The organism is Bradyrhizobium sp. UFLA05-108, assembly GCF_059803455.1.
Window position 1 is genome coordinate 208826 of sequence record NZ_JBANAZ010000001.1, and the last position, 23396, is coordinate 232221.

The following is a 23396-nucleotide window of genomic DNA, read 5'->3' on the forward strand; positions in this document are numbered from 1 at the left end:
CTTTTTGGGAGCGTGATGGCCGAGCCGCTGGACGACTATATCGACGCCGTCGCGCAAGCACTGGCGTTGCCGATCGAGGAGGCCTGGAGGCCGGCCATTCGCGCCAACTTGGACGTGTCGCTGCGGCTCGCCCGCCTCGTCGACGAATTCGCGCTGCCGGACGAGACCGAGCCGGCGCCCGTGTTCACCGCCTGATGCTGCCATGACGACAGCTCCTGAAGTGACGGCTGCGGACATCGCCAGGGCGGTGACAGGCGGCAAACTGTCCGCGCTCGCCGCGACTGAAGCAGCGCTCGCCCGCATCAAGCAGCATGACACGATCCTCAATTCCTTCACCGACGTCACTGCCGATCGCGCCCGCGCCAAAGCGCGCGCGATCGATGCCGACATCGCGGCCGGCAGAAAGGTCGGCCCGCTCGCAGGTGTCCCGTTCGCGGTGAAGAACCTGTTCGACGTCGCGGGCCTGCCGACGCGCGCCGGCTCGAAGATCAACCGCGACCGCGCACCCGCCGCGCGCGATGCCACGCTGATCGAGCGGATGGAAGCGGCCGGCGCCGTGCTGGTCGGCGCGCTCAACATGGGCGAGTACGCCTACGACTTCACCGGCGAGAACGTTCATGACGGCCCCTCGCGCAATCCGCACGACACGACGCGGATGAGCGGCGGTTCCTCCGGTGGCTCCGGCAGCGCCGTCGGCGGCGCGCTGGTGCCGATCGCGCTGGGCTCGGACACCAACGGCTCGATCCGCGTGCCGTCGTCCTTCTGCGGCATCTTTGGCCTGAAGCCGACCTATGGCCGGCTATCGCGGGCGCGCTCCTTCCCGTTCGTTGCGAGCCTCGATCATCTCGGCCCGTTCGCGCGCTCGGTCACCGATCTTGCGCTCGCCTATGACGCGATGCAGGGGCCGGATGCCGACGATGCCGCTTGCACCATGCGGCCGGTCCAGCCGGTGATGCCGCTGTTGTCCGAACCGACCTCCGGCCTGCGCATCGCGATCGCCGGCGGCTATTTCCAGAAGAACGTATTTCCTGAAGCTGTCGAGGCGGTCAGCCGCGTGGCCAAGGCGCTCGGCGCGACGCAAGTGATCGACATTCCCGAGGCCGCGCGGGCCCGCGCGGCCGCCTATGTCATCACCACGACCGAGGGGGCATCGCTGCATCTCGATCGCTTGCGCAGGCGTCCGAACGATTTCGATCCCGCGGTCCGCGACCGGCTGATCGCGGGCGCCATGGTGCCTGCGACGCTGGTCGACCGCGCGCAAAAATTCCGCCGCTGGTATCGCGCGCAACTCGCCGAGATCTTCAAATCGGTCGACGTGCTGCTCGCGCCGGCGACACCCTGCACGGCGCCAAAGCTCGGGCAGGTGACGTTCAAGCTCGATGGCGTCGAGTTGCCCGTGCGCGCCAATATCGGGGTCCACACCCAGCCGATCTCCTTCATCGGCCTGCCCGTGGTTGCCGTGCCGGTGCCGCTCGAGCCGTTGCCGATCGGCGTGCAGATCATCGCCGCGCCCTGGCGCGAGGACATTGCGCTGCGCGTCGCGCACGCGTTGGAACGGATGGGCGTTGTATCTGCGCCGTCGCCGAGAGGGATTTGAGATGGAGATCGATCTCCCCGACGTGATCGTGGAAGTCACAGCGGCGTTCGAACGCTACGAGAAAGCGCTGGTCACCAACGACGTCGCCGTGCTCGGCGAGCTGTTCCGCGATGACCCGCGCACGCTGCGCTATGGCATCGGCGAGAACCTTTACGGCTATGAGGCAATCTCCGGCTTTCGCGCCGCGCGCTCGCCGGTCGGGTTGAACCGCCGTACCGCGAAAACCGTGATCACCAGCTACGGCCGCGATACGGCGGTCGCCTCAACGCTGTTCTATCGCGACACCATGCCGGGCCGGGTCGGCCGGCAGATGCAGACCTGGGTCCGCTTCCCCGAGGGCTGGCGCGTCGTCGCCGCCCATGTCAGCATCATCGACGAGCCGAAAGAGACCTGATCGCATGACGCTTGACGACCTTCCGCCCGGAGCCCCGCCGCCTGAGACGATGGTGCCGCGCGTTGACCGGCCGCTGCCTTCGGTGGAGAAGGTCACGCGCGCCGAGGAGCTGCGGCTTCAGCTCGCGGACGAGATCGTGCGCGGCACGTTGCCGCCAGGTGCGCCGCTGGATGAGACCGATATCGCGCGACGCTTCAACGTCTCGCGCACGCCGGTGCGCGAAGCGCTGCGTCAGCTCGTGGCAAGTGGCCTCGTCGAGGCGCGCGCCCATCGCGGCGCGGTGGTGGCGCAGCCCTCGATCGAGCGGCTGACGAGCATGTTCGAGGCGATGGCGGAGCTGGAAGCCTTGTGCGCCGGACTTGCGGCCGAGCGGATGTCGGCGGGCGAGCGCCATGGTCTGGAAGCCATTCACGAGGAGCTGCGGGTGCTGAGCTATACCGGCAATCCGGAACGATTCCACGAGGTCAACGAGCGCTTCCACAATGCGATCTATGCCGGCTCGCAGAACGGCTACATCGCCGAAATCACGCTCGCCACTCGCGTGCGCGTGCAGCCGTTCCGCCGCGCCCAGTTCCGCAATCTCGGCCGTCTCGCAAAGTCGCAGGCCGAGCACGATCGCGTCGTCGTCGCCATCATGCGCGGCGACAAGCAAGGCGCCGCCGCCGCCATGCGCGCGCATATCGAGCTGGTGCGCGGGGAGTATGAGATCTACGCGGTGTCGGTGTGATGTCGTAGGGTGGGCAAAGGCGCGCAGCGCCGTGCCCACCACTTTTCTCGCGGTACCAATGGTGGGCACGCTTCGCTTTGCCCACCCTACGAGAGATAGCTACACTGTCGCCACTTCCGCCATATACGCGCGCCAGCCGCCGTAGTTCGTGATGTCGCGCGCTGCGCCCAGCGCCTCCGGCTCCACGATGAAGCCTTTCACGCTGCGGCCGTCGGCGAGCCTGATGCTGCCGACCGACAGCGGCGGCGGGATCGCGTTGACGAACTTGCCGAAGGCCGGCGCCGACAAGGACCAGATCTCCAGCTCGATCGCGGCCCCCTTGCCGGCTTCGACGCGCAGCATTCCGGGCTTTGGTGGCGTCGTGTCGAGTGCGTAGAGTTTGTAGTCCGGCGCCGTCTTCGTTACTTCGATCAGTCGAGCATTCAGCGCCCTCAACTCGCCGTTCAGCGTCATGCCGGACAGATGCGCGCCGACCACGGCAATCGGAATCTCGTCGGCGCTGTTGGCCGGCAGCGGAGCGAGCGGTGCTTGCGCAATGCCCTTCGCGCCGATGCTGAGCTTTGTGTCGGCGTGGAACACGCGGCCAATGCTCGCAAGGAATCCATCGCGACCAGCAGGTGCGAGCAGCGTGATGCCGAACGGCGCGCCATCGGGTCGCATCGATGCCGGTAGCGCCAGGCCGCAGAGATCGAGCAGGTTGACGAAATTGGTGTAGGTGCCGAGCCGGCTATTGAGCTCGATCGGATTGGCGAGCACCTGCGCGGTCGAATAAACGGTCGGCGCCGTCGGCAGCACGAGCGCGTCCAGATGCGCGAAGGCGCGCTCAGCGATCTTGCGCAGCCCTTGCAGGCGGTAGAGCGCGGAGAAGGTCTCGGCCGCGGTGAGCCGCGCACCGGCGGCGGTGATCTCGCGCGTCACCGGATGGATCGCATCTGGCGCGGAGGCGAGGAGATTGCGGATCACGAGATAACGCTCGGCGACCCAAGGTCCCTCATAGAGCAGCCGCGCGGTCTCGTAGAACGGCTCGAGGTCGAACTCGACGAGAACGGCGCCGAGCGCCGTCCAGCGCTTCAAGGCCTCGCCATAGGCAGCCTCCGATTTCTTGTCGCCGAAGAAGATCAGTTGCCCGTTGCGCGGTATGCCCAGACGAACGTTGGCCGGGAACGGCGTGATGGCGCCGAGCGGCCGGTCGCGCGAGAACGGATCGGCCTGGTCCGGCCCCGCCATCACGGAGAGCGCGAGCGCGGCATCGTCCACCGTCAAGGCGAAGACCGAAATGCAGTCGAGCGTGCGGCATGCGGGCACGAGGCCTGCGGTCGAGATCATGCCGAGGCTCGGCTTCAGCCCGACGATATTGTTGAGCATCGCCGGCACGCGGCCACTTCCTGCGGTGTCGGTGCCGAGCGAGAGCGGCACGAGGCCGGCGCCGACGGCCGTTGCCGACCCCGAGCTCGACCCGCCGGGAATGAGATCCTCGCGGATCGGATTTTTAGGAATGCCGTAAGGCGAGCGCACGCCGACGAGGCCGGTTGCGAACTGATCGAGATTGGTCTTGCCGATGATGATGGCGCCGGCAGCGCGCAGGCGCTCGACGGCGGTGGAGTCATGTGTCGGCGTGTAGGAGAAAGCCGGGCAGGCGGCGGTGGTCGGAAAGCCCAGCGCGTCGATATTGTCCTTCACCGCGACCGGCACGCCGTAGAGCGGCAGGCCTGCCGCATCCTTTCGCGCTGCGAGCTTCTCGGCTTCCGCAATCGCGTCCTTCTCGTCGCGCAGGCTGATGAAGACGGCATCATCGCCACAGTTGCGGATGCGCTGATAGCTGCGTGCGATCGTCTGCGCCGGCGTCATCGCGCCCGCGCGATGCGCGGCTAGAATCGCGGCGACCGTCTCTGGCTGGTCAGCCCCCATGGCAATAAAAAACTCCGGCAACGAATCCTCATCAGGCGTGAAGCAAACGATGTGCCATTGTGTACACAATCCGGGCAGGTCGCCTGATCCGGATATTACCGAAAGATCATGCAGTTACGAGAATAAGCGCCCGCCGGCAGTGGTGCGTGGGTAACGCCCGGGTGCGTGCATCTGCTCAAGTTTTGAGCAGATCGCTGGTCTCCCCGTTTGCCTTGCCGATCCTCTCCTCGACATGGCACTGGTGCTGCCCAACATTATCGCCAAAGCGGCCCGCACGAGGCCGCTGGCCAGGAGGACGACCCATGACCATGGCCGCCGCACGCGATGAGGCTTCCAGCCTGTTCGCAACGCCCAAGACGGTCGCCGAGCATCGCGCCGACGGCAGCATCGTGCTGCGCTCGCCCGAGCCCTTGCGTGAGGCCGCGCGCTGCATCGGGGACTGGCTGGAGCAATGGGCGCGGCAAACGCCGGACAAAGTCTTTCTCGCGGAGCGGGGCAAGCCCGATGCGCCCTGGACCACCGTCACCTACGCGCAGGCGCTGCGGCAGGTGCGCTCGCTGGCATCCTGGATCCTCGCGGAAGGCCTGAGCACCGAGCGTCCGCTCGTCATCCTCTCCGACAACAGCGTCGATCATGCGCTGCTTGCGCTGGCTGCCCAGCATGTCGGCGTGCCCTCGGCCGCGATATCGCCGGCCTATTCGCTGATGTCCAAAGACTTCGACAAGCTCAAGAGCATGATCGGCCTGCTTCAGCCCGGCGCGGTCTATGTCAGCGACACAAAGCCGTTTGCTGCGGCGCTCGCGGCGATCAGGCCGTTGCATCAGGCGGAGATCGTCAGCGGCAATCCCGACGACACTGAGGCGTTGTCCTTCCGCGCCCTCGCCGCGACGCCGGAAACTGCCGACGTCGCCAAAGCTTTCGCCGCACTGACGCCGGACACGATCGCAAAATTCCTGTTCACCTCGGGCTCGACGGGCACGCCCAAGGCGGTGATCAACACCCAGCGCATGCTGACCTCGAGCCAGCAGGCCAAGGCGCAGACCTGGACCTTTCTCGCGCAAGGCGGCGACCTCGTGATCCTGGACTGGTTGCCCTGGAGCCATACGTTCGGCGCCAACCACAATTTCAATCTCGTGCTGCGCAATGGCGGCTCGCTCTATATCGACGGCGGCAAGCCGGCGCCTGGCTTGTTCGCGACGTCGCTTGCCAATCTGAAAAGCGTGATGCCGACGGTCTATTTCAACGTGCCGCGCGGTTTCGACATGCTGATCTCGGCGCTGCGCAGCGACGAGGAATTGCGGCGGCGTTTCTTCGGCGAGGTCAAATTCGCCTTCTACGCCGGCGCGGCGCTGCCACAGAATCTCTGGGATGCACTCGAGGAGCTCTCGATCGCGACCGTCGGTCGCGCGCTGGCCATGGTGTCGGCCTGGGGCTCGACTGAAACCTCGCCGCTCGCGACCGATTGCCACTTCCTCGCCGAACGCTCCGGCAATATCGGCGTCCCGATCCCGGGCACCGAGCTCAAACTCGTCACCTCCGGTGACAAGCTGGAGGTGCGCGTGCGCGGGCCGAATGTCACGCCAGGCTATTGGAAAGCCCCGGACCTGACAAAGCAGGCCTTCGACGAGGAGGGGTTTTACCTCATCGGCGATGCCGTGAAATTCGCCGATAGCGCCCGCCCCGAGCGCGGCCTGTTCTTCGATGGCCGTGTCGCCGAGGACTTCAAGCTCAACTCCGGTACCTGGGTCAGCGTCGGCACCTTGCGCGTCGCGGGCATTACCGCGCTCGCGCCCCTGGCGCAAGACATCGTCGTCACCGGCCACGGCGGCGATGAGGTGCGCTTCCTGGTATTTCCCAACATTCCGGTCTGCCGTGCGCATGCGGGGCTTTCGGATACAGCCGCCGTGAGCGAGGTGCTCGGCCACGACAAGGTGAGGAGCGCGATCGCGCAGGGGCTCGCGAAGTTGAAGGCGCAAGGCGCAAATTCCTCCGGCCACGCCACGCGTGCGCTGCTGCTGGCCGAGCCGCCGTCGGTCGACGGCGGCGAGATCACCGACAAGGGCTATATCAACCAGCGCGCCGTGCTGATGCGCCGCGCCGAGGCCATGGCGCGGCTGGACGACGATGCGTCGGCCGAATGGATCGGCTGCGCCAGGTAAACTGAACATCTCGGCACAATCCCGTGCCCCGGACGCGGCGCAGCACCAAACGCGCGTCCACGCGCGTCTTCGACCCGCTATGGTGATGCGCTACAGAGCCGGTGCCCTGTCTTTGAAGACCGCACCTTGGGTCTCTGCTCTGCGTCGCATCGCCAAGGGCGCTGCGCCGCGTCCGCGACTTGTCAAAATATAGATCGTGTGTAATAGTTATCAAATATAATCAAATAGGGAGGCCGCCGTGAGGTCTGGCTTGATTTCGGCAGCCGCGCTGGCTGCCCTTCTTGGATCCACCGCGCTCGCTCGCGCCGAGGGCGAGGGTTGCTCGCCGGTCACCACGGCGTCGCTGTCCGTCGCCGGCGTCGAGATCGTCAGCTCCAAGCTTCAGGAGGCCGGCAACGGCCTGCCCAAGCATTGCATCGTGACCGGCCTTGCCAACCAACGCACCGGCGCGGACGGAAAGTCCTATGCCATCCAGTTCGAGCTGCGGTTGCCGGCCGAGTGGAACGGCCGCTTCCTGCACCAGGTCAATGGTGGCAACGACGGTGTCGTCGTTCCCGCACTCGGCGACAAGCCGGATGGCTGGGCCTCCGGCGGCACGGTGCCGCTCGCGCGCGGTTTTGCGGTGCTGTCGTCGGACAGCGGACATTCCGGCTCCGATCCCGCCAATAAATCGCTCGGGCTCGCCGCAGGTGCGGCCTTCGGGCTCGATCCGCAGGCGCGGCGCGACTACGGCTATGCCGCCGACATCACGCTCTCGCCGGTTGCGAAGAAGATGATCGCGCTGCATTACGGCCGCCAGCCGGATCGTTCCTACATGGCGGGCTGCTCGAACGGCGGACGTCATGCGATGGTGGCAGCCTCGCGCATGCCGGAAAATTATGACGGCTTCCTCGTCGGTAATCCCGGCTTCGATCTGCCGCGCGCTGCGGTCCAGCACGCCTGGGACGTGCAGGCTTTCCTGAAGGCCGATCCGGATCTGCGCAAGTCGATCACCAAGGAGGATGCGCAAGCAATCGCCTCGCGCATCACCGAGGCCTGCGACGCGCTCGATGGCGCCAAGGATGGCCTCACGGCCAATCTCGCCGCGTGCCAGAAGGCGTTGGATCTCAAGACTCTCGTTTGCGCACCGGGCCAGACCAATGCCTGCCTGTCGGAAGCCAAGGTCGACGCGCTGAAGACCAGCCTCGCCGGGCCGAAGAATTCGAAGGGCGAAGCGCTCTATTCGGACTGGCCGCTCGACGGTGGCATCGGCACCGGCAATTGGCGCGCCTGGAAGATCGAGAGCCCCGTCGCGCCCTGGAACAATTTTCCGATTATCGCGACCATGGGCGCCGCGTCGCTGAACTACATCTTCTCGACGCCGCCCGTTGCTGTGGAAGGAAGTAGCGACAAGCTCATCGACGCGCTGAAGGCCTATGACTTCGACAAGGACGCACCAAAGATTTTTGCCAAGGAGGGCACCTTCACGGAATCGGCGATGGACTTCATGACGCCGCCCGACGTCGACGATCCCAAGCTCGCTGGCCTGCAAAAGGCAGGGCGCAAGATGCTGATCTATCACGGCCAGGCCGATCCGGTGTTCTCGGTCAACGACACCATCCGCTGGTACGATCGGCTGAGCAGGAACGCGCAGGGCAACGCGAATAATTTTGCGCGCCTCTTCACCATGCCCGGTGGTACGCATTGTGGCGGCGGCGTCACGCTCGACAAGTTCGATGCGTTGACCGCACTGACCGACTGGGTCGAGCAGGGCAAGGCGCCGGAGTGGATCGTCGCCTCGATCAACCCCGCGAACAAGGAAGTTCCGGCGACGTGGAGCGCGAACCGCACCCGGCCGCTCTGTCCATATCCGTCCTATGCGGCCTACTCCGGCACGGGCAACATCGAGGATGCCGCGAACTTTGTCTGCAAGGCGCCGTAACTGAGAGACGAAGTGCGATCTCGTGCCCCGGACGCGGCGCAACACCAAAAGCGCGTTCACGCGCGTCTTCGACGCGCTATGGTGGTGCACCGTTGAGCCGGGGCCCATGCTGCCTGGTCCCGGCTCTGCGTCGTACGGGACGATGCTTTGCATCGCCCGGAATGCCGTGCCGCGTCCGGGACACGGAACATCGGACATCTTCACTAGGCCAACGCTCCTGTCTCAAAATGCACTTTGAAATTTTTGTTGCTTAAGCAACTAATTTATGCGAGTCCTTCGCAAGCAGGATGATGGCGGAGAAACCGCTGCGCTCAAATGGGAGGATTCATGTTCGGCAGGAATGCTGCCGCCGGCAATCGCCGGCGCATGCCAGGTGAACGCGACACGCCGCGCGCGCGGGGCGCGCCCTCACGTGTCGCCGGTGACCGCGCCGAGATTCTCGTGCAGCCGGCGCAGCAGATCGATCAGCACCTCCTGCTCGTTCTTGGACAGGCACGAGAGCAGCCGCCGCTCGCGCGCGAAGGCGGCGACGATCACCTTGTCATGGGTGGCGCGGCCTTTTGCGGTGAGCGAGATCGAGTGCGTCCTCCCGTCATTGGGATCGCTGCGGATCGCCACCAGCCCGCGCTTGTCCAGGCTGGCCAATGTCCGGCTCACCGGCCCCTTGTCGAAGCCGATGACGTGGCAGATGCGCGAGGCCGGAATGCCCGGCTCGATCGCCAGCAGCGACATGATCCGCCATTCCGTGACGTTGACGCCGAACTCGCGCTGATAGAATGCGGTGGCGCTGTTCGAGAGCTTGTTGGCGATGAAGGTGATGAAGGCCGGAACGTAACGCTCGAGGTCGAGCGTCGGCCCCGCTTCAGCGGGCGTCTTATGGCTTCGGGTCGAGGGCGCGGTCATCTCGGGGCTCGGTTCATGCGCGACAGAAATAAGGACATGCGCGTGCGCTCCACAAGCGCAAAATTGGGAGGATGTAAATGAGTGCAGCCAGCTCCGCTTCGACCGGCGGCCCGCCCGCCATCCCGCATCTCGTTGTCGATCCCTTCGCGATCGGGTTCTTCGCCGATCCCTTCCCCACCCATGACGTGCTGCGCGACGCCGGTCCCGTGGTCTATCTCGACAAATGGAACGTCTACGGCGTCGCGCGCTATGCCGAGGTCCATGCGGTGTTGAACGATCCCACGACCTTCTGCTCCAGCCGCGGCGTGGGCCTCAGCGACTTCAAGAAGGAGAAGCCGTGGCGGCCGCCGAGCCTGATCCTGGAAGCCGATCCGCCCGCGCATACGCGCACCCGCACCGTGCTCTCGCGCGTGCTGTCGCCGACGGTGATGAAGCAGGTGCGCGACCGTTTTGCTGCGGCGGCCGAGGAGCGGGTCGATGTGCTGCTGGAGAAGCGCAGTTTCGATGCCATCGCCGAGCTCGCCGAAGCCTATCCGCTCTCGATCTTCCCCGATGCGCTGGGCTTGAGGCCGGAGGGCCGTGAGCATCTCATCCCCTATGCGAGCCTGGTGTTCAACGCCTTCGGTCCACCGAACCAGCTGCGCCAAGAGGCAATCGAGCGGTCGGCGCCACATCAGGCCTATATCGCCGAGCAATGCCAGCGTGAGAACCTCGCGCCAGGCGGGTTTGGCGCCTGCATCCACGCCCGCGTCGACGAGGGCGAGATCACCGCGACCGAGGCGCCGCTCCTGGTGCGCTCGCTGCTGTCGGCGGGGCTCGATACCACCGTCAACGGCATCGGCGCCGCGGTCTATTGCCTCGCACGCTTTCCCGATCAATGGCAGCGCCTGCGCGATGATCCGACGCTGGCGCGCAATGCCTTCGAGGAGGCCGTGCGCTTCGAAAGCCCGGTCCAGACCTTCTTCCGAACGACCACGCGCGAGGTCGAACTCGGCGGCACCAGGATCGGCGAGGGCGAGAAGGTTTTGATGTTCCTTGGTGCTGCCAATCGCGATCCGCGGCGCTGGGATAAGCCCGATACCTACGACATCACCCGCCGCACCTCCGGCCATGTCGGTTTCGGCTCCGGCATTCACATGTGCGTTGGCCAGCTCGTCGCACGCCTCGAGGGCGAGGTGATGTTGTCGGCGCTGGCGCGACGAATCGCGAAGATAGAGATCACGGGCGAGCCGAAGCGCCGGTTCAACAACACGCTGCGCGGGCTCGACAGCCTCCCAGTCACCGTCACTCCGGCCTGAGGATCCTTGATGCCTGCGATCACCTTCATTCACTCCGGCGGCAAGAGCGAACGTATTGACGTCAGCGATGACGAGAGCGCCATGCAGGCCGCGACCCGCCACGGCCTCGACGGCATTCTGGCCGAGTGCGGCGGCAACGCAATGTGTGCGACCTGCCATGTCTATGTCGACGATGGCTGGCTCGCGCGCTTGCCGGCGATGGCTGATGACGAGGACGCTCTGCTCGACGGCGCCGCCGCCGAGCGTACGGCCAACAGCAGATTGTCCTGTCAGATCAAGATCACGCCCGAGCTCGACGGGCTCGTGCTGCGCCTGCCGGAGCGGCAGATCTGAAGCGGCAAGTCTGAAGCGGCAGATCTCAAGCGGCAGATCTCAAGCGGCAGGTCTCAAGCGGCAGGTCTCAAGCGGCAGGTCTGAAGCGAGTCTGAAGCGGTAGGTCTGGCGTTCGGATCGCCGCCGGCAACGACCGGTGCCGCGAAGCGAAAAGCCAACAGGAGAGGGAACGATGAAGAACTTGAAGTGGACGCGTGCACTTACGCTTGCACTTGCGGCAAGCCTGATGGCCGGAACAGCCAGCGCCGAAATATCCGACAACGTCGTGCGCATCGGCGTGCTCAACGACATCTCCGGCATTTTCCAGGACACCAACGGCATGGGCTCCGTCGAGGCTGCGCGCATGGCGGCCGAAGATTTCAACGGTGGAGGCAAGAACATCAAGGTCGAGATCGTCTATGCCGACCACCAGAACAAGGCCGACGTCGGCGCGGCCATCGCGCGCAAATGGCTCGACGTCGAGGGTGTCGATGCGATCGTCGACGTGCCGAATTCGGCGGTCGGTCTCTCCATCAACACGCTGCTGCGCGACAGCCGCATGACGTTTCTCGCATCGTCCACCGCAAGCGCCGACCTCACCGGCAAGGCCTGCTCGCCCAATACCATCCAATGGGTCAACGACACCTGGGCGACCGGCAACACCACCGCGGCGGCAATGATCTCGCACGGCGGCAAGGAGTGGTACTTCCTCACGGTGGACTACGCGCTCGGCAAGGGTATCGAGGCGGAGGCGCAGAAATATATCGAGGCGCATGGCGGCAAGGTAATCGGTTCCTCGAAACATCCGCTCGGCACGGCCGATTTCGCCTCCTTCCTGTTGCAGGCACAGAGCTCGAAGGCGCAGGTGATCGGGCTCGCCAATGCCGGCGGAGACACCATCAACGCGGTGAAGCAGGCCGCCGAGTTTGGCATCCAGCAGAACGGGCAGAAGCTCGTCGCCTTCCTGCTCTTCATCAACGATGTCCACGGCATGGGCCTGAAGGTCGCACAAGGCCTCCAGCTCATGGAAGCCTTTTACTGGGACATGAACGACGATACCCGCGCCTTCGCAAAACGCTTCGCGGCGCGGCCCGGCATGAACGGCAAGATGCCGAGCGGCAACCAGGCCGGCGTCTATGCGTCAACGCTCGCTTATCTCAATGCGGTCGCCGCCACCGGCAGCGACAACGCAAAGGACGTCGTGCCGGAGATGAAGAAACTCAGCGGCAGGGACAAGCTGTTCGGCGACACCGCGATCCGTCAGGATGGCCGCGTCGTGCACCCGATGTATCTGTTCGAGGTGAAGAAGCCGGAGGAGTCGAAATACCCGTACGATTATTACAAGCTGGTCTCGACGATTCCCGCAGACCAGGCGTTTCGGCCATTGGCGGAGGGTGGGTGCGCGCTGGTGAAGTAAGTGTGGCCGCAAGCGCTGCTGCACCCGCTTTGCGAAGCAAAGCCGGGTGAGCTATCCGCGCACGCAACTCGTGCAGTTGAGTGTGCGGAAACAACCCCTCATCCGGCGCTTCGCGCCACCTTCTCCAAGGGGAGAAGGGAAGAGCCGTCTACCCCACCACCTTGCTGCTGCCCTGCGTGATCAGGCGCGCGGCGCGCTGGTCGCGGACGTAGATCCAGAGCCAGGTGAGCGCGACCGCAAGGCGATGGCGCAGGCCGATCAGGAAGTAGATGTGGGCGATACCCCAGATCCACCACGCGATCGCGCCGCGCAGCTTCACCCGACCGAAATCGATCACCGCGAGGCGCTTGCCGATCTGCGCGAGGCTGCCGGCATGCTTGTAGCGGAACGGGCCGAGCTTCTCGCCGCGCAGCCGTGCCTTGATGAGATCAGCAACGTAGCGTCCCTGCTGCTTGGCCGCCGGCGCGATACCGGGCACCGGCTTGCCGTCCCACGCGGGAATGGTGACGGTGTCGCCGATGGCAAAGACATCTGGATGGCCGGGCACGGTCAGATCTTCCGCAACCTCGACGCGGCCGGCGCGGTCGGCCGGCGCATTCAGCCATTCGGCGGCGGGAGAGGCGCGCACGCCGGCCGCCCAGATCCGGGTCTTCGCATTGAGCCGCTGCCCGCCATAGACCACGCCATCGCGGTCAACCTCGGTGACGGGCTGGCCAAGGACGACCTCGACGCCGATCTTCTCCAGCGAGGCCTGCGCATAGGCCGAGAGATCGTCGGCAAAGCCGGCGAGCACGCGCGGTCCAGCCTCGATCAGCACGACGCGCGCCTTGCGCGTGTCGATGTTGCGAAAATCGCCCGGCAGCGTGTGGTGCGCCATCTCGGCGATGGTGCCGGCGAGCTCGACGCCGGTCGGACCAGCGCCGATGATGACGAAGGTGAGGCGCGCGGCGCGGCGCTCCGGATCGGTCTCGCGTTCGGCGCGCTCGAATGCGAGCAGGATGTGACGACGCAGCGTGGTCGCATCCTCCAGCGTCTTCAGGCCGGGCGCCCACTGCTCCCATTCGTCGTGGCCGAAATAGGCGTGGCGGACGCCGGTCGCGAGCACCAGCGTGTCATAGGGAACTTCGCTGCCGTCATCGAGCAGCACGGCGCGCCGCTCGGCATCAACGCCGCTCACGGTCGCAAACAGCGTCGTCACTTCGCGCCGCGCCCGCATGAGGTGGCGGACCGGCCAGGCGATATCGCTGGTCGCAAGCGAAGCGGTCGCGACCTGGTAGAGCAGCGGCTGAAACAGATGATGGTTGCGGCGGTCGATCAGCGTGATCTCGACGCCCGCGCCACTGAGCCGGTGGGTCGTCTCCAGCCCGCCGAAGCCGGCTCCGACGATGACGACGCGGTGGGGTTTCGCAGTCATGAAAGCTGCCCTCGATTCGTTGGGTGTGCGTCACTCATTAAAGAGCGAAGATCGGGTCGCGGTCCAATAGCCGTCATCAATTGAGGAATAGCGACAGCGTATCGACGGGACCGCGAAAAAGCGCCGCAGCCCTCGCCAAAGTGAGTAGAACTATAGTTCTTGCCATCGGGGATGGGGGCGAATTATGGTGCAGGCGGGCGCTGAGCCATTGACGGCTTTCACGATTTTGCGTCCTAACAGAACGATCCGGAAGCGGGCCATCCGTCAGTCCGGGGCAATGAGAACGAGGAGGGGACTGGGTATGAGGACGGCATTCTGGCTGGCGGGTGCGGCTGCGCTCGCGCTGGCAAGCCCGGCATCGGCCGGCGACACCATCAAGATCGGCTTCGTCTCCACCTTCAGCGGCCCGACCGCGGTGATCGGCAACGACATGCGCAACTCCTTCGAGCTCGCGCTCGACCATCTCGGCCGCAAGATGGACGGCAAGCCGGTCGAGGTGATCTACGAGGACGACCAGCAGAAGCCCGACGTCGGCAAGCAGAAGACCGAAAAGCTCGTGCAGTCCGACAAGGTCGATTTCATCGTCGGCTACATCTGGTCCAACGTGCTGCTCGCCTCGCTCAAGACGGCGGTGGATTCGAAGACCTTCCTGATCTCGGCCAATGCCGGCCCGTCGCAGCTCGCCGGCGAATTGTGCTCGCCTTACGTCTTCTCGACCTCCTGGCAGAACGACCAGACCCCGCAGGCGATGGGCCAGTACATGAACCAGAAGGGCGTCAAGAGCGTCTTCCTGATCGGGCCGAACTACGCCGCGGGCAAGGACATGCTCGCGGGCGTCAAGAGCACCTTCAAGGGCGAGATCAAGGGCGAGGAATATACGGTGTGGCCGAGCCAGCTCGATTTCTCCGCCGAGCTCTCCAAGGCGCGCGCCTCGGGCGCCGAGTCGATCTTCGTGTTCTATCCAGGTGCCGCCGGCGTGCAGTTCCTCAATCAATATGTGCAGGCGGGCCTGAAGACCCAGATCCCGCTCTATACGGCGTTTACCGTCGACGAGCTTTCGCTGCCGCTCCAGAAGGACAATGCGCTGGGCGTCCCCGGTGCGCAGGAATGGGTCAACGACCTCCCGAACGACGAGAACAAACGCTTCGTCGCCGACTACCGCAAGAAGTACGCCAGCCTGCGCCCGACCTACTACGGCGCGCAGGCCTATGACGCGGCCCAGCTCATCAACAGCGCGGTCGTGGCGGTGAAGGGCGACACCAGCAAGAAGGACGCGATGAAGGCCGAAATGGAAAAGGCCAACTTCAAGTCGCTGCGCGGCCCCTACAAGTACGGCAACAACCACATCCCGATCCAGAACTTCTATCTCCAGGATGTCGTGAAGGACGCCGACGGCCAGCTCGCGCTGAAGACGGTCGCCACCATCGTCAAGGACGACCAGGACCGCTTCCACGACAAGTGCCCGATGAAGTGAGCTCGCGCCTTTCCCTCTCTCCGTTCTTACGGGGGCGCGACGAGCTTCGCCCGCGCCCCCTCGCCGGCAATTCCCACGGTGTGTGAATTGCGACTTCTCGCCGCAAGCTGTGAGGAGTTACATCTAACGGCATGCTCGCAGAGACTCAGTGCTCCCGCGACGGCTGTCCGCTCCCAAATGGGTGTAGCCGATCTGACGTCCTCATTCGAATCGCTGCACTCGAATTGACGACTCGGCTTTTGACCTCCCCAGGCTGACACTCCTTGACGTGGGAGAGGTCCGTCCGGTTGCGACGAGGGAGGCGACATGAATTTCCGGTACCCGTCGGACGCGATCGTACCGCTTCATCGCGACCACCATCCCGTTGACGATGATGGCTATGACAGGTTCGCTTCCACATCGAGGGACTCTGCGCCTTCCTCCATGCCGATGTCCGGAGACGACGGAGCCGGCGCCCATAGCCGGCTGTGGGTCGCTGGCCAGGAGGCGCATTCTCCCACCGGGATCATGAGCCGGCACGATGCTGTGTCTTTCGAGCCCGATAGTGGCCACCACGCCACTCCATCCGCTGGACTCGGATCTGGATCGGGCAACCCATCGCTCGGCTGGGGCTCAATCCAAAGCGGAGGCAGCACAGCCGGTAATGGCGGAGATGGCTATTCTTATGGAGGCATCGTTCATGCCTCGATTCTGATCTATGAGCCGATCAACATTTCGGTGTCCGTCGGATACGGCTCCGTTGCCCTGGCCGAGCAAACCAACGACGTGAATGTCGATCAATCCGCCTTTCAGATGGCGGGTGTCGGGGGAGATGGCGGTAACGGCAATTTCGCGTCGGGAGGCAGCGGCAGTGGTGTCGGCAACGGCGGCGCCGGCTATTTCTCCGGCGCTTTGGTCGACGCTCCCATCGTGATCTACCATCCGGTCAATGTTGCGGTGGCTGGCCCAGGCGGCACAGCGTACGCAAGCCAGTCAAATGCGGTGGACATCAATCAGTCGGCCGTTCAGATCGCAGGTGTTGGCGGGAGCGGCGGAAACGGCAACGTCGCCGGCAGCGTCATCACGCTCGATCCTGCCTGGGGATCGAGCAACCAGGCCGGCAATGGCGGAGACGGTTCTTTTCATGGAGAGCTCGTTCATACGTCCTTCGTGCTGTATGACCCGATCAACATTGCGGTCGCGGGTTACAACTCCAGCGCTTACGCGATCCAGACCAATAGCGTGTATGTGGACCAGTCCGCCCTTCAGATAGCCGGCATCGGCGGGTATGGGGGCAACGGAAACGTTGCGATGGGTGGCGGCTTTCTCTCTCAGAGCCTGTGGGGCGGCTCCGATGCGATTGCGACCGGGGCCAACGGCGCCGGCAATGGCGGGAGCGGGCATTCCTCGGGGAACCTGATCGATGTCAGCGTCGCGATCTATGCTCCCATCAATATCGCGATCGCCGGCCCGCATTCGACGGCAGTGGCGGATCAGACCAACGATGTGCACATCGACCAGAGCGCGGTCCAGATCGCCGGAGTGGGCGGCGATGGAGGCCATGGCAATCTCGCACTGGGTGGCGATCTCTCCACGCATCTTCTGTCAGATCTGCACTTGATGGCGTAGCGAAACTTGCGTCGCTCGTCCGATTGCAACGCGGCTGGCCGTCGACCCGCCGCGTATGCAAGCACTCGGGCACACCCTGATGCCTGCGACGTCAAGATGTCATCACGGGGGTCATACTTTCGTGCGTAGGCCCATCAAACCGGATGGTGTCCGATTTGACATCTATCGTCGCCGAGCATGCGAGGATCAGAGTTGCGGAGCGTGTCCATCTGATCGGGATGGATGATGCGTGTAAATCAACAAACGCAGGGAGGCTCAAATGATGCCCAAAGCGGTCCACATTTCGGATTCAATCGGATTCAAATCGATCGACACCGGCGGTCAAAGCGTCGGAAACGGCGGTGATGGCACCTTCAAGGGAGCCATCATCAACAAGCCGACGCTCACCTTCGACCCGACCAACAAGGCGGAAGGTGCCGACGTCCACGTCAACACCGGCGATCACGTCAAGCAAACGGCAGACTGGGACGCCGGCGGCGCGAACGGGACCGCCTCATGGTTTGCAAAGGCCCATGGCGGAACCGCCACGTCGAACGGAAGCCAGAGCTCGGAAAGTGGCTACGATACCTCCAAGGTCTACGCGAATACGGATGCCACCCAGATCAACAAGCTCTGGGTAGACCAGCACCAGGACGTGGCGGCCGGTATCGGCGGTGACGGTGGAAGCCTCAATTCCGCACAAGGTGGAGACGTGCACTTCCACTTCGACGTGCTTTGACCAGCAGCTCGTCGCGTGACGGGGACCGGCGGCGCGTGCCGCCGGCCCCCGATTTGCAGCCAATGCTTCGTCGTCATGCCCGAGCGGAAGGCAGGCGTGAGGCCAAACCAAATCTCCGGCGGTTACGAAAAATGCTGATGCCGCCCCTCCGAAAACCGCTTCTGCCACCGGCCCGGACTTCGCTGGAAGCGGCACTTCGGGCCTGCATGGCCCCGCTTGGCCTCGTGTTCGCTTATAGCTGCAGCTACAATCTGCTGCTATTTGCGCCCTCAATCTACCTGCTTCAGATCTACGATCGGGTGTTGTCGAGCCGGAGCGGCGACACGCTTCTGATGCTCACCCTCATCGTTGCGCTCACAGTCGTAGTCGGTGGAGTGCTCGACGCATTGCGCCGCGTTCTATTGGGCCGCCTTGGCGCGTGGGTTGAAGACAGGCTTCGTCCTTCGGTGCTTTCGGCGTGCCTCGAAACCGCCTTTCGAGGCGATTGGGCCCAGTCGCCGGACACATATCGGGATCTCACGGTTCTTCGCCAGTTCGTCGAATCCAGCGCATGCCCGCTGCTGTTCGATGCGCTTTGGACACCCCTCTTTCTCTGTGTCCTTTTTCTCGTTCATCCGTTGCTTGGGGTGGTCGGGGCCTGCAGCGTGGTTCTGCTGTTCGGCCTCACGCTTGCAGGCGATCTCCTCATGGACGATGCTACGGTCAAGTCCGGCGCCGCATTGTCTAGGAGCTACGGCCGGCTCGCAGCTGCAATCGGCAATATTCACTTGATCCGTGCAATGGGAATGGCGGATGGCACAGCGCGCCTGATATACAACGACGCACAAGAAGCGCGCAGGGAGCACGATGTTGCGCTCTCGCGGCACGCGCTCATCATGTTTGCGACAAAGCCGTTACGTGCGCTGTCGCAGGTCGTGATCATGGGAGCGGCAGCGTGGCTCGTGCTCGACTACGGCAAGAGCCCGGCGATCATTTTCGTGGCGACACTGATGTCTGGCCGTGCCATCGCGCCGGTCGAAGGTGCGATTGCAAGCTGGAAATCATTCGCGGCGGCGATGAAAGCCTATCGGCGACTCGATGCCGTGCTCGCCGCAACCCCGGCGGCGAGGGCGAACACAGAATTCCCGTCCCGGCAGCCGCTGACCGGTCTCGTCGTCGACAACGTCAGCCTGAGGTTGTCCGGGTCCAACCACTTCCCGTTGAAAGGCATCTCGTTCAGTCTCGCGCCCGGCGAATGCCTTGGCATCATCGGTCCGTCCGGCTCGGGCAAGTCGCTGCTTGGCCAAGTCATCGCCGGTCTCACGATTCCAACGCACGGCCGCGTTCTGCTCGACAATGCCGACGTATCGCTGCTCCGCGAGGGGCGAGGCGGTCGCCACCTCGGATACCTCCCTCAAGACATCAATCTCCTTGGCGAAACGATAAACGAGATCATCGCGCGTCTTGACGATGCCGATCCACGCGAGATCGTCGAGACCGCCAAGCTCGTCGGCATCCATGACGCGATCATGCGACTGCCGCAAGCTTACCAGACCGTGGTTCCCAGCGGGGGCGTGGCCTTCTCTCGCGGATATCGCCAGCGTCTCGGTCTTGCTCGGGCCTTTTTCCGCAACCCGCGCCTCGTCGTTCTCGACGAGCCGAACGCCAGCCTCGACTACGCCGGGGAGCGGATGCTGCTGGACGCCATCGAGCAACTGAAGATCGCCAATGTCATGGTGGTCGTTGTGACTCACCGAATGGGTATTCTCGGAGCCACGGACAAGATCGCCATCATGGAAGGCGGCGCGGTCGTCGCGTTCGGCGAAAGCGAGGACATCTTCGAACGGCATCTGAGCAGGCCCCAGGTGATATCGCAAGTCGCGCCAACCGAGAGCGCGCCCGCAACCGCCAAGGTGCCGGGACAACCGGTTCGCCCATGATCTGGAAACCAAAAACGCGCGTTCCGCCGAGCACCCCACCCGCCGGGCGGCGGGTTGGAATCGGCATCACCGCAATCGACGATTACGAGCCCCTTGAGTTTCCGTGGTGCACGGCTCCGACACCGATCTCGCCACGCTCGCGGCTCCGCGGCGTCACGCTCGCAGGCAATCTGCTCGTGCTCTGCTTCATGCTGGGGCTGGGTACGTGGTCGAGCCTGGCACCGCTGGAAAGCGCGGCGATCGCTTCCGGCGTCGTGGAATCGGAATCGAGCCGCAAGACGATCCAGCATCTGGAAGGCGGCATCATCGGGAAGATCCTGGTTTCAGATGGTGACGTCGTGCGCAGCGGTCAGGTACTGATCGCGCTGGACGACACCAGGGCTCGTGCCGAAGTACAAAGCCTTCAGGGCCAACTGTGGGATGCAATGGCACGCGAAGCCCGGCTTGAAACCGAGCAGCGGGGATATGAGAAGCTCTCGTTTTCGGAGACGCTGGAGCAGGCCGCCAACGCGAATCTGGCCGCTGCCACCATTCTGTCGACGCAGCAGACCGTCTTTTTGTCGCGGCGGAAGGTGTTTCAATCGCAGGTGACGGTCCTTCGAGAGAGGCGAGGGCAGGTCGAGAAGGAAATCGAGGGCCTCAAGGCCCAGGAGGCTGCCGTCGCGCAGCGAATCGACATTGCCCGGGAAGAACTCGACATGGTCGCCACCCTCGTCAGCAAGGGCCTCGAGCGGCGACCGCGCCTTTTGAACCTTCAACGGGAAGTGGCTGACATTGAGGGGCGTCGGGGCGAGATCGCGGCACAGATCTCACGTGCCGGGCAAGTGATCGGTGAATCGCAGGCAAACCTCATCAAGCTCGAGAGCGACAGGCAAAACGAGATCGCACAAGCGTTGCGTGAAGCACAGAACCAGATTTTCCAGTTGCGCGAGCGGCTGCCGGCGGCCCAGGATCAGTTGTCGCGAACAGAGATCAAGGCGCCCGAGGACGGCGTAGTAACCGACCTCCGGGTTCATACGCCGGGAGGCGTGATCGGAGCGGGTGCTCCACTGTTGGATCTGGTGCCCCGGCAGGATCGTCTGATTGTCACCGCGCGCCTGAGGCCCGAGGACATCGATGTGGTTCATCCGGGCCTGAATGCGGAAGTGCATCTCCTGCCGTACAATCAGCGTCGTGTGCCGCGGCTGAAGGGGACAGTGACGCATGTGTCGGCCGACCGGCTCCTCGACAAGCGCACCGACCAGCCATACTACGCGACGAGGATTCGCGTCGACGACGCACAGATCGCCGCAAACGATATCCAGATCACCCCGGGAATGCCGGTTCAGGTTTTCATCACGACAGGGCGCAGCACCGTTGCGCTTTACACCCTAAGGCCCCTGCTTGACAGTTTCCATGGTGCGTTCCGCGAGGATTGAGTGCCGCGGGGTGGCACCTAGGCTTCGGGAATCGAAGACGCGTTCGCCTCGGTGTCGCGGCCATGAGCCGACAATCGACCGCTCCAGCGGAGAACCGCTTCGGTGCGGTTGCGGGCGGCGCATTTTCGCATGATGTGCTGAATATGCATTTTGACGGTGTTTTCGGAAAGGTTCAGCTTGGCGGCAATCAGCTTGTTGGGCAGACCAAGCTCAAGCTCCGTCAGCACCTGCTGCTCGCGAGGTGTGAAATCGGTCGTATTCCTGTCGGTCGTGCTCCTGTCGCCATTCGAGTACGTTGATGCAAGCGCGCGCGGATATGGCTGGTCGAGGCCGGGTGCCTTGCTCAACTCGATGACCGGCAGAGGCCTGTAAACCCCGCCGGCCAGAACAAGGCGCAGACCGGCAACGGCGACTTCGATGGGAAGGGAGGTGGGGAAGAAGCCTCGCACACCCCGCTGCAGCGCGGCGAGTGCGGTGGCCTCGTCATCGCGATTGGAGATGAGGGCGATGGAGGCGTTCAGGCAGCACTCCGCGATCACGGCAAGATCGTCCTCGACGGTGCGATCGTCCGGTGGCTTGTCCCCAATGCTCAGCACGACCAGACGAACGTCCTGTGTGGGCACACAATCCAGTCCGTGGGTGGTCGCCATGTCGACAATCTCTAGCGACGCCAGTTCGCGCCTGAGAATGCTCAGGATGCTGGTGCGCGTGAGCGTAAGCGGCTCGATGAGCGCCAGGACAGGCAATTGCAGGGATTCTTTGAGCCGTTCAGCAGAATGAACCTGATCGTGCATAATGTCCTCGAATGTAAAGTACTCTGTAAGCTCACCTCACCAATTCCGCGACCGCAACGCATTGCGCATCGGTAAGCCGATGCTTCAATCCCATCTTGCGGCCCGGCCTACGCATTCTTGAGCCGGGGCAACTGTCAGTTCAGTTGCCAGGAAACTCTTTCCACGCAATTCATCGCACGGCCGCGCCTGATGTCGCGATCGCGCTCCGGTCTTCGGTCGCGCGCAAACCATCGCGACCTTTTCGATTTCACCTCACGCTTGAGTCACAGATGTTGCGATAAGCGATCGCCGCCGCCGAGCTTGCCGGTCCGTCGACGACGTAAGCATCGTTCTCCTTCACGAGATAGAGAAAGGGTCTCTCTCCAGTCTCCTCGCCTGACGCATTCGTCCCTTTGACGCGCCCGCAAATGGTGTCCACGGAACGCCCCAACGTATTCTTCCTGATGGCCCGCTTCATATCGCTGAATTCGGCAGAGTTCGGATTCTCCATCTTTGCTGCGATCGAAACTTTTGCCTTGTTCAGTACGGACTCAGACGCTTCCGCGGTCGAATTGGATGGCGAGACGTGGATCCGTGTCGTCGGAGGCGCTGCCCTGGCCACATTGATGTTGCCGCGCTTCTTCTCGGATGGTTTCTCCAGCGCTCTCTTGTCCGATCTTGCCGCGGTCGCAGGACTTGCTTTTGCAATCAAGGGATCCGGCCCGAGGGCAGCAGGCCTCGCCGCCGCCGGCTGAGCCATTGCGACTCGGTCAAAACAGGGTTGCGCGCCGCAGCCCAGGAAGTAACCCTGGGAGGGGGCAAAGAAGCCAAAGCCGATCAAAATTCCGGCCAGCACGCCAATGAAAAGCAGTCCCATCCGATTCGCCTCCTCGGGGGCGGGGCTCGGTTCGCATTTTATGACTAAGACGTACTTTCGCGCTGGTGACCCATTAGTTGCGCAAAAGCATTAAGCCCCCATTAAGCGTTTCTCTGATCAGAGGTTGTGAACCACCTAAGGTACTACGCAAAGATTGAGCCAATCGGCGGCCCGCGAGACCTTGCGCTGGTCCGATTTCAGACTCAAATCCGCCGGCGAATCAGTGAATTCCTTCGAACACGGCTTGGGGGTGTGTTCCGGGGATTTACCATGAGTAACGAATATTTGCCGCCCAGCGAGAAACAGGAAGTCATTTCAACTGCGGACAATACCGCGTCCAGTGATGCGTTCGGACTCTTGTCGCCACAGCTTCTGGAAGAGTTCGACGACGATGAATCGCCGTCAGATGAAGTTCTGCGGCTCCTCGAGGAGAATGCACGGCTTCGTGCGCTCGCGGTTGAACTCTCGAACTTGCTCGGAAACTTGCCCAATCGAGATTGGGATGCCGCGCTCATGCCTGCTGGAGATCGTCGAAAGCCCGGTGCGTAGTCGGAGCTTG

At 63.8% G+C, this 23396-nt stretch carries 20 protein-coding genes; 16 read left to right on the forward strand and 4 right to left on the reverse strand.

Translation table 11 applies throughout. The features are described 5' to 3' along the window. Positions 1–15 precede the first annotated feature (15 nt). The 4 genes from SO140_RS00895 to SO140_RS00910 are packed head-to-tail and all read left to right on the forward strand — an operon-like array spanning position 16 to position 2718. Positions 16–195 (forward strand): DUF4089 domain-containing protein, encoded by a 180-nt coding sequence (locus SO140_RS00895; protein ID WP_449377773.1) that lies wholly within the window; start codon positions 16–18, stop codon positions 193–195. Between the two features lie 7 nt (positions 196–202). Beyond that, positions 203–1597, forward strand: coding sequence for an AtzE family amidohydrolase (locus SO140_RS00900; RefSeq protein ID WP_449377772.1), 1395 nt, complete (start codon positions 203–205; stop codon positions 1595–1597). A 1-nt stretch (position 1598) separates the two neighbouring features. Beyond that, positions 1599–1991: an oxalurate catabolism protein HpxZ gene (gene hpxZ, locus SO140_RS00905; protein ID WP_449377771.1), complete on the forward strand. Its 393-nt coding sequence runs from the start codon at positions 1599–1601 to the stop codon at positions 1989–1991. A gap of 4 nt (positions 1992–1995) precedes the next feature. Beyond that, the gene (locus SO140_RS00910) at positions 1996–2718 is read left to right on the forward strand and encodes a GntR family transcriptional regulator (RefSeq protein ID WP_449377770.1); all 723 of its coding nucleotides are present in this window, start codon (positions 1996–1998) and stop codon (positions 2716–2718) included. A 99-nt stretch (positions 2719–2817) separates the two neighbouring features. On the opposite strand, the gene atzF is transcribed toward SO140_RS00910, so the two are convergent. Then, complete coding sequence (gene atzF / locus SO140_RS00915; protein ID WP_449377840.1) at positions 2818–4626, reverse strand: allophanate hydrolase; 1809 nt, start codon at positions 4624–4626, stop codon at positions 2818–2820. Between the two features lie 302 nt (positions 4627–4928). On the opposite strand from atzF, the gene SO140_RS00920 reads away from it, so the two are divergent. Both SO140_RS00920 and SO140_RS00925 read left to right on the forward strand, forming a co-directional pair. Further along, positions 4929–6785, forward strand: a complete 1857-nt coding sequence (locus tag SO140_RS00920; RefSeq protein WP_449377769.1) for a feruloyl-CoA synthase — start codon at positions 4929–4931, stop codon at positions 6783–6785. 238 nt (positions 6786–7023) lie between these two features. Further along, entirely contained in the window at positions 7024–8706 is a 1683-nt protein-coding gene (locus SO140_RS00925) for a tannase/feruloyl esterase family alpha/beta hydrolase (protein ID WP_449377768.1), read from the forward strand. Between the two features lie 408 nt (positions 8707–9114). Here the strand turns inward: SO140_RS00925 and SO140_RS00930 are convergent, their stop codons facing one another. Next, positions 9115–9609 (reverse strand): MarR family winged helix-turn-helix transcriptional regulator, encoded by a 495-nt coding sequence (locus SO140_RS00930; protein WP_449377767.1) that lies wholly within the window; start codon positions 9607–9609, stop codon positions 9115–9117. A gap of 77 nt (positions 9610–9686) precedes the next feature. Here SO140_RS00930 and SO140_RS00935 point away from each other — a divergent pair, with 77 nt between their 5' ends. The 3 genes from SO140_RS00935 (at position 9687) to SO140_RS00945 (ending at position 12636) form a co-directional block, all read left to right on the forward strand. Further along, positions 9687–10907, forward strand: coding sequence for a cytochrome P450 (locus SO140_RS00935; protein ID WP_449377766.1), 1221 nt, complete (start codon positions 9687–9689; stop codon positions 10905–10907). 9 nt (positions 10908–10916) lie between these two features. Further along, entirely contained in the window at positions 10917–11240 is a 324-nt protein-coding gene (locus SO140_RS00940; protein ID WP_449377765.1) for a 2Fe-2S iron-sulfur cluster-binding protein, read from the forward strand. 172 nt (positions 11241–11412) lie between these two features. Continuing rightward, positions 11413–12636 (forward strand): ABC transporter substrate-binding protein, encoded by a 1224-nt coding sequence (locus SO140_RS00945; RefSeq protein WP_449377764.1) that lies wholly within the window; start codon positions 11413–11415, stop codon positions 12634–12636. 148 nt (positions 12637–12784) lie between these two features. Here the strand turns inward: SO140_RS00945 and SO140_RS00950 are convergent, their stop codons facing one another. Then, positions 12785–14050 carry an NAD(P)/FAD-dependent oxidoreductase gene (locus SO140_RS00950; RefSeq protein ID WP_449377763.1) on the reverse strand — a complete coding sequence of 422 codons (1266 nt, stop codon included), beginning with the start codon at positions 14048–14050 and terminating at the stop codon, positions 12785–12787. A 301-nt stretch (positions 14051–14351) separates the two neighbouring features. Here SO140_RS00950 and SO140_RS00955 point away from each other — a divergent pair, with 301 nt between their 5' ends. The 5 genes from SO140_RS00955 to SO140_RS00975 all read left to right on the forward strand — a co-directional run bounded on the left by SO140_RS00955 (position 14352) and on the right by SO140_RS00975 (position 21187). Then, on the forward strand, positions 14352–15524 hold the full coding sequence (locus SO140_RS00955) for an ABC transporter substrate-binding protein (RefSeq protein WP_449377762.1): 1173 nt from the start codon (positions 14352–14354) through the stop codon (positions 15522–15524). A 507-nt stretch (positions 15525–16031) separates the two neighbouring features. Beyond that, positions 16032–17132, forward strand: a complete 1101-nt coding sequence (locus SO140_RS00960; protein ID WP_449377761.1) for a hypothetical protein — start codon at positions 16032–16034, stop codon at positions 17130–17132. Between the two features lie 259 nt (positions 17133–17391). Beyond that, positions 17392–17850, forward strand: a complete 459-nt coding sequence (locus tag SO140_RS00965; protein WP_449377760.1) for a hypothetical protein — start codon at positions 17392–17394, stop codon at positions 17848–17850. Between the two features lie 131 nt (positions 17851–17981). Further along, complete coding sequence (locus tag SO140_RS00970; protein ID WP_474800114.1) at positions 17982–19769, forward strand: type I secretion system permease/ATPase; 1788 nt, start codon at positions 17982–17984, stop codon at positions 19767–19769. After that, on the forward strand, positions 19766–21187 hold the full coding sequence (locus tag SO140_RS00975) for an HlyD family type I secretion periplasmic adaptor subunit (RefSeq protein ID WP_449377758.1): 1422 nt from the start codon (positions 19766–19768) through the stop codon (positions 21185–21187). The genes SO140_RS00970 and SO140_RS00975 overlap by 4 nt, the downstream gene beginning before the upstream one ends. Positions 21188–21204: 17 nt before the next feature. Here the strand turns inward: SO140_RS00975 and SO140_RS00980 are convergent, their stop codons facing one another. Continuing rightward, positions 21205–21981, reverse strand: a complete 777-nt coding sequence (locus tag SO140_RS00980; protein ID WP_449377757.1) for a LuxR C-terminal-related transcriptional regulator — start codon at positions 21979–21981, stop codon at positions 21205–21207. A 392-nt stretch (positions 21982–22373) separates the two neighbouring features. Between SO140_RS00980 and SO140_RS00985 the strand changes: the two genes are divergently transcribed. Next, positions 22374–22715 carry a hypothetical protein gene (locus SO140_RS00985; protein ID WP_449377756.1) on the forward strand — a complete coding sequence of 114 codons (342 nt, stop codon included), beginning with the start codon at positions 22374–22376 and terminating at the stop codon, positions 22713–22715. Positions 22716–23107: 392 nt separating this feature from the next. Beyond that, positions 23108–23386 (forward strand): hypothetical protein, encoded by a 279-nt coding sequence (locus SO140_RS00990; RefSeq protein ID WP_449377755.1) that lies wholly within the window; start codon positions 23108–23110, stop codon positions 23384–23386. Positions 23387–23396: the final 10 nt, after the last annotated feature.